This window comes from Collinsella sp. CLA-AP-H1, assembly GCF_040092945.1.
In the GTDB taxonomy this organism is placed as follows: domain Bacteria; phylum Actinomycetota; class Coriobacteriia; order Coriobacteriales; family Coriobacteriaceae; genus Collinsella.
In genome coordinates, this window is record NZ_JBBNKO010000042.1 from 1 (window position 1) to 5,426 (window position 5,426).

General features: G+C 64.6%; 7 protein-coding genes. 4 read left to right on the forward strand and 3 right to left on the reverse strand.

What is annotated here, in order from left to right:
- Both AAAV44_RS09810 and AAAV44_RS09815 read left to right on the forward strand, forming a co-directional pair.
- Positions 1–263 (forward strand): hypothetical protein (locus AAAV44_RS09810; RefSeq protein WP_349115465.1); only part of this gene is annotated, 263 nt, incomplete at its 5' end.
- Complete coding sequence (locus tag AAAV44_RS09815; protein WP_349115466.1) at positions 244–726, forward strand: HTH domain-containing protein; 483 nt, start codon at positions 244–246, stop codon at positions 724–726. The genes AAAV44_RS09810 and AAAV44_RS09815, both read left to right, overlap by 20 nt.
- A 64-nt stretch (positions 727–790) precedes the next feature.
- Here the strand turns inward: AAAV44_RS09815 and AAAV44_RS09820 are convergent, their stop codons facing one another.
- Positions 791–1,117 carry a hypothetical protein gene (locus AAAV44_RS09820; RefSeq protein WP_349115467.1) on the reverse strand — a complete coding sequence of 109 codons (327 nt, stop codon included), beginning with the start codon at positions 1,115–1,117 and terminating at the stop codon, positions 791–793.
- Positions 1,114–1,437, reverse strand: a complete 324-nt coding sequence (locus AAAV44_RS09825; RefSeq protein ID WP_349115468.1) for a hypothetical protein — start codon at positions 1,435–1,437, stop codon at positions 1,114–1,116. Before AAAV44_RS09825 ends, AAAV44_RS09820 begins: the two co-directional genes overlap by 4 nt.
- Before the next feature lie 353 nt (positions 1,438–1,790).
- On the opposite strand from AAAV44_RS09825, the gene AAAV44_RS09830 reads away from it, so the two are divergent.
- Positions 1,791–3,176 (forward strand): MobA/MobL family protein, encoded by a 1,386-nt coding sequence (locus tag AAAV44_RS09830; RefSeq protein ID WP_349115469.1) that lies wholly within the window; start codon positions 1,791–1,793, stop codon positions 3,174–3,176.
- 184 nt (positions 3,177–3,360) lie between these two features.
- Here the strand turns inward: AAAV44_RS09830 and AAAV44_RS09835 are convergent, their stop codons facing one another.
- Positions 3,361–3,513 (reverse strand): hypothetical protein, encoded by a 153-nt coding sequence (locus tag AAAV44_RS09835; protein WP_349115470.1) that lies wholly within the window; start codon positions 3,511–3,513, stop codon positions 3,361–3,363.
- A gap of 309 nt (positions 3,514–3,822) precedes the next feature.
- Here AAAV44_RS09835 and AAAV44_RS09840 point away from each other — a divergent pair.
- Positions 3,823–5,426, forward strand: a 1,604-nt coding sequence (locus AAAV44_RS09840; RefSeq protein WP_349115471.1) for a hypothetical protein, incomplete at its 3' end; no start/stop codon positions are given.

Sequence of the window (5,426 nt, forward strand, 5' to 3'; positions counted from 1 at the left end):
CGCGATGGTCGAGCGCCAGCGACCGCGGGCACCTGAGCCCGCCGCAGTCCGCTATGACCAGGCTGGAGCTCGCGCAGAAGGCCATCGGTTTGGATACCGGGATCGAGGAGTACTGGAAGCGTGCCGACGCGGAGAACGAGAAACGGGAAAAACGGGAACGGGAAACGGTAAAATCATCGGGAACAGCCGTGAAACTTCCCGATGTTTCCCGGGAAACATTCCCGATTGACGATAGGTTGACCAATGGGCATAACGAAGCGTGAAATAGCATCTGAGCTGGGTGTTTCAAAGCGCACAGTCGCGAACTACATCGAGAAACTGGGACTGGGAAACCATGTTTCACGAAACGGGAACACCGATTTTCTCGATGACTTCGCCGCCGCAGCCATCGCCGCCGCCCTGAAGAACCCCGGCAAACCGTCCCGCCAGCCAGTCGACGCGCCCGCTGCACCCGCCCCGGACTCCCTGGTCGACTCCCTGGCCGCCCAACTGGAAATCGAACGGTCCCGCAACGCCGAGCTGATGGAGGCGCTTACGGCCGAGCGCGACCGCGCCGCCCGCGCCGAGGCCGAGGCCAAGGCGCAACTCGCCGAGGCGAACGCCAGGGTCGCGGAGCTCGCCGGAAAGCTCGCATCGCTCGCCGAACGTCAGCAGGCGATCGCGGCCACGCCGTGGTGGCGCCGCGGCCGCATGGCCATGAAGCTGCTCGGCCCAGGGGGAGAATGACGAGAACCCCGCGGACCCTCAGATGGTCCGCGGGGTTCTCGTCGGTTTTGCTGTGCCGCCGGGATCAGAACGGGTACACGAGCTTGCCGTCGAGCTCGACCTCGACCACGTCGCAGTGCTGGGCAGCGCGAGTCCAAAACTCGTCCAGGCTGCCGTCGGGGCCGAGTGCCGCCGCGGGCGGCAGGCGCAACACCTCGCGGCTGTAGCCTTTTTCGACGCGGGGTTTGGTCCCGTCATCGCCGCCGCCCCTGTCGAACTCGAGGCGGCTCCAGAGCACCGTCGCCGACCCGTCGGCGGTGAGCTCTAGCACGTCCTTGCTCAACGCCGCCGACCCGTCGGCGCGGGTGTAGAAGCTCTCGACCCTGTTCTTAAAAGTGATGGTGACGTTCATCGCTGATCCCCGTCCGGCTCGCCGCAGGCGCTGGCGATGTCCCCGCCGCGGGTAAACGCCACGCCGTTGGAGTAGTACAGCTGCTCGTTCAGTGCCGCGGACAGAGCTCGGCGGCTGTCCTCGGTATCAAAGGTCAGGCCAGTTGCCTGCTCGAGGATCGCGCCGATCTCGACAAGGCGATGCGTGCGGGCCTTGCGCTCGGCGGCCGCTTTCTTCTTCTCGAGGTCTTTCAGCTCCTTCTTCAGCGCCGCTGCGCGCGCGGCCTGCTTGTCCGCCGCCGCCCTCTTGCGCGCGATTTGCTCGTCAATCGAAGCTGTCATATCGACCGCCCTTCCTGCTCGTCGGTGTTGTTCTCTGCAAGCAAATATACCCGTTCGCGCGTTAAAATATCGCGAGCCGGGTATATCCCTACCATAGGTAGGGCGCACTTAGTCTCACTTTCTCGCGGCTACGCCGCTGCGAGAGTGAGACATTGCGTGCGCGCCTGGGCGGCGGGCCTCTCCGGCACATCACCGACCGTTCGCCTGACGCGGCTCACGGTTTCTGAAGTGCATGCGCGCTCGCTCGCGCTCCCTTGCCCTGCGCGCCGCCGCGCCCGTTCGCGACCACGCTCACGGACCGCCGCGGCGCTGCGCGCTCACTTCGCTCGCTTGCCTGGAAGGAGGCAGACGTCATGGCCATCTACCACCTCAACGCCCGCGGCATCGCGCCCGCGCGCGGCTCGTCGGCCGTCGCGTCGGCCGCCTACCAGAGCGGCGAGACGCTACGGGACGAGTCCACAGGCGAGCTCAAGCGCTACGCCCGTGCCGAGCGCATCGCCGATACCGGCATCGTCCTTCCCGGTGGCATGCCCGCCCTCGACCGCCAGGCCATCTGGAACGAGGCCCAGCGCGTATACGCCGGGGGCAATGAACTCGTCGCGAAGCGCTACGAGTTCGCCCTGCCGCGCGAGCTCGACCTGGACGGCCAGCGGGCCTGCGTCCTCGATTTCTGCGGCCTGTTCAATGACAGAGCCTGCGACTGGGCAATCCACGATTCAGGTGACGGCAACCCGCATGCCCACGTCCTCGTGAGCGCCCTCGCGATCGGCCCCGGCGGCTTCGAGCGCCCGAAAGCCCAGAAGTCCACCAAGGTCTACCTGTGCCGCTACCCCGACGGCAGCAACGTCATGGTCGAGGCGAGGGACTGGAAGGCCGCCAAGGCCGAGGGCATCGAGAAGGTATACAACTTCAAGGACGGTGAGCGTCGGACCATGTCCCAGGCAGAGGCCCAGGGCCTCACCAAGGACGACCGCAAGACCAAGACGCCAGTGGCCGTCACCGCCAAGACGGACGGCACCAAGGCGTTTGATGCCGAGAAGGCCGAGCTGACGTCCATCCGCGCCGCCTGGGCGGAAATCGCAAACAGGCATCTCGCCCAGGCGGCGGCAATGACGGGCAGCGCTCCGCAGTCAATCGACCACCGTTCCAATAAAGATAGGTATATGGATGAGCAGCCGACCGTCCATGAGGGCGGCGCTGGCCTGATCGGCCATGCCGATCGCGTCAAGCTCAACGAGGAAATCAAAGCAAGGAACGAGCGCCTTCGGGTCCTTCGCGCGGAGCTTCAGCAGGAGGGTGCCGCCCTCGAGCAGCTGCAGCGGGAGGTCGCGGAGCTCGAGCGCCAGCGCGGTCGTATCGAAAAGGCCAAGCGCGGCCGCGTCCAGGGCAGGCACAAGGGCGCCCTGGCAAAGCGCCGCCGCGTGGCCATGGCCACCGCGGCGGCAGCCGCCGAGGCCCAGCGCCGCGTGGCCATGGCCACCGCGGATCAGGTCGATACCCGCGCCGAGATGATCGCCCAGCTTGACGAGCAAATCGCCGATCTCGACCAAGAGGTGCACCGCCTGCAGCGCGGTGGCACGGCGATCATGATGTCGAGCAACCTGATCAAGGCGACCGAGCTCGCCGCAGAGCGCAAGAAACTCGCCGACGAGCGGGCGCGACTCGCGGGCGATGGCGAAACCCGGCGTCGGCGCGATCCGCCGACGCCCGAGCAGAAGCGCCGCGGGCCCAAGCACTAGCGCCGCCGTACGGTGCCTTCGGGCGCCCTTGGTGGCAGGCGTAAAAAAACGGTGGAGCGTCTGCAAAAACGCCGCCCCACCGGGTAGAATCGTAAGTGAAAGAAGCGGACCCCGCGCAGATGGTTAACTGGTTACGCGGGCGATGCGGATTTCAGGTTCAAAGGCCGGGGCTGCAACCCCGGCCTTATTTTTTGCTGCGGCGTTCCCGCCGCCCTTCATCGCGCACAGTCCGCGCGCGCCTCCGAATCCTGAACTTGATCTCGTACGAGTCGAGAAACGTGACGATAAACGTGCCCACCGCCGCCAGGGCGGCGAGGGCTTCAAAGACCTTCGACATAAGCGACACCTCCAAGGGAAAGCATCGCCCGCGCGCGGGAATCCGCCGCTGTGATTCTACCCCACTGGCCGCCGCGGGAGACGTTCACCGGCCTCAGATCGGGTTGCCACAGGGGTGTACAATAAATATATTGATAATATACGTCCTGTAAAGGCGGGGCCTTAGCCCTCGGGGGCGGCCCATAATCTCGGGTTCCATGGGCCCGATTTTTTTCGCCGCAGAGGTGTACAATAAATATATTGATAATATACGTCCTGTAAAGGCGAGGCCTTAGCCCTCGGGGGCGGCTGGTATGGAGGGTGGTGTTCAGTGGCAGATCGCAAGCAGAGACCCGGGCACGATGATGCCTGGTGGGCAGCCCAGCGCCATGCCTACATCGAGAAGAACGACATCCTTCTGTCCGACTATCCGTCCTGGGAATGGGTCAGCCCGTACGACTTTTGGCGGACCATCTTCCCCGAGGGTTTCCTGCAGCCCCGCGGCGAGGAGGTCCCGTGGCACGAGAGGGGTGGCGGCCATCCCAACGGTATCGCCATCCAGATCACCAACGTGACCAAGACGGTCAAGACCAAGACGGGCCGTAAACACGACGTCCCCGTGGTCGAGCGGTTCACGCTGACCGATGACCTCGACGGCGTGATGGAGCGCGTCATCGACTCGAACAGGAAGAACGAGTCCGTCTTCTGCGCTCCCGTGTCGTATTTCGGTAAGAGCCGCGTTGCTGCGAACGCGCGGTTCCTGCACGCGTTCGCAATCGACCTCGACGGCGTCGGCGTGCAGGAACTGAAGAATATGCTGAAGCAGTTCCGCAACGGCCGTGACCCGGCGCTTGCGGCAGATAAGTGGGTGTCTCTCCCCCAGCCGACCTTCCTCGTGAACTCAGGTACGGGTTTCCACCTCTACTACGTGCTTGACCAGCCGATCCCGCTGGTGCCGCGTGTCGTGCCATTTCTGCAGGAGTTCAAGGCGATGCTCACGGACTACATCTGGCGCGACACCGTCTCGACGCTCGAGGAAGTCCAACACCAGGGCATCTACCAGCCCTTCAGGATGCCCGGCACGCCGACGAAGCTGAATGGCAAGACCGAGAGGTCGAAAATCAAGGACAAGTACGAGGCCGTGGCGTTCGTGCACAACGGCGAGGACGGGAAACCTTGGCTCTGCAGCATGGATTACCTGCTCGGATACGCCGGCGTCCGCGGCGGCAAGGACCGCGCCGAATTTATAGAGCTCATGCGCACCGCCGGGCGGACCCCCATCGAGCGTGCCAAGAAGCTCTGGCCGGAGTGGTACCAGGCGCGCATCGTCGAGGGCAAGGCCCCCGGGCGCTGGACCTGCAAGCGCGACCTTTACGACTGGTGGCGTGGGGAGGTCGAGACGAAGGCCACCGACCACCACCGCTACTGGTGCCTCAACGTTCTGGCCGCCTACGCCAAGAAATGCGGCATCCCGTACGAGGAGCTCGAGGCCGACGCGCTCGCGCTCGTGCCGACACTCGAGGACCTGACGGAGCGCGAGGACAACCACTTCACCGAGGATGACGCACTCTCCGCGATCGAGGTGTACTACGACCCCATCATCCACAAGCTCACCCGCGACCGAATTGAGCGCCGCACGGCCATCGAGTTGCCGAAAAACAAGAGAAACGGGCGATCTCAGGCAAAGCACCTTGAGGGCGCACGGGCTATTCGCGATATTAACAACGACAATTGGCGTGAAGGAAACGGGCGAAAACCGAAGGCCGAGCTCGTCCGCGAGTACGCCGCGGCACATCCCGACGCCAGCCATAGCGCCATCGCCCGCGAGCTCGGTATCTCGCGCACGACCGTCATCAAGTGGCTGAAGGATGTGCCGAAGGACGCCACCGAGCCGGAAAAACCGAAGCCGGATGATCTGTACGAGCTGTACAACCC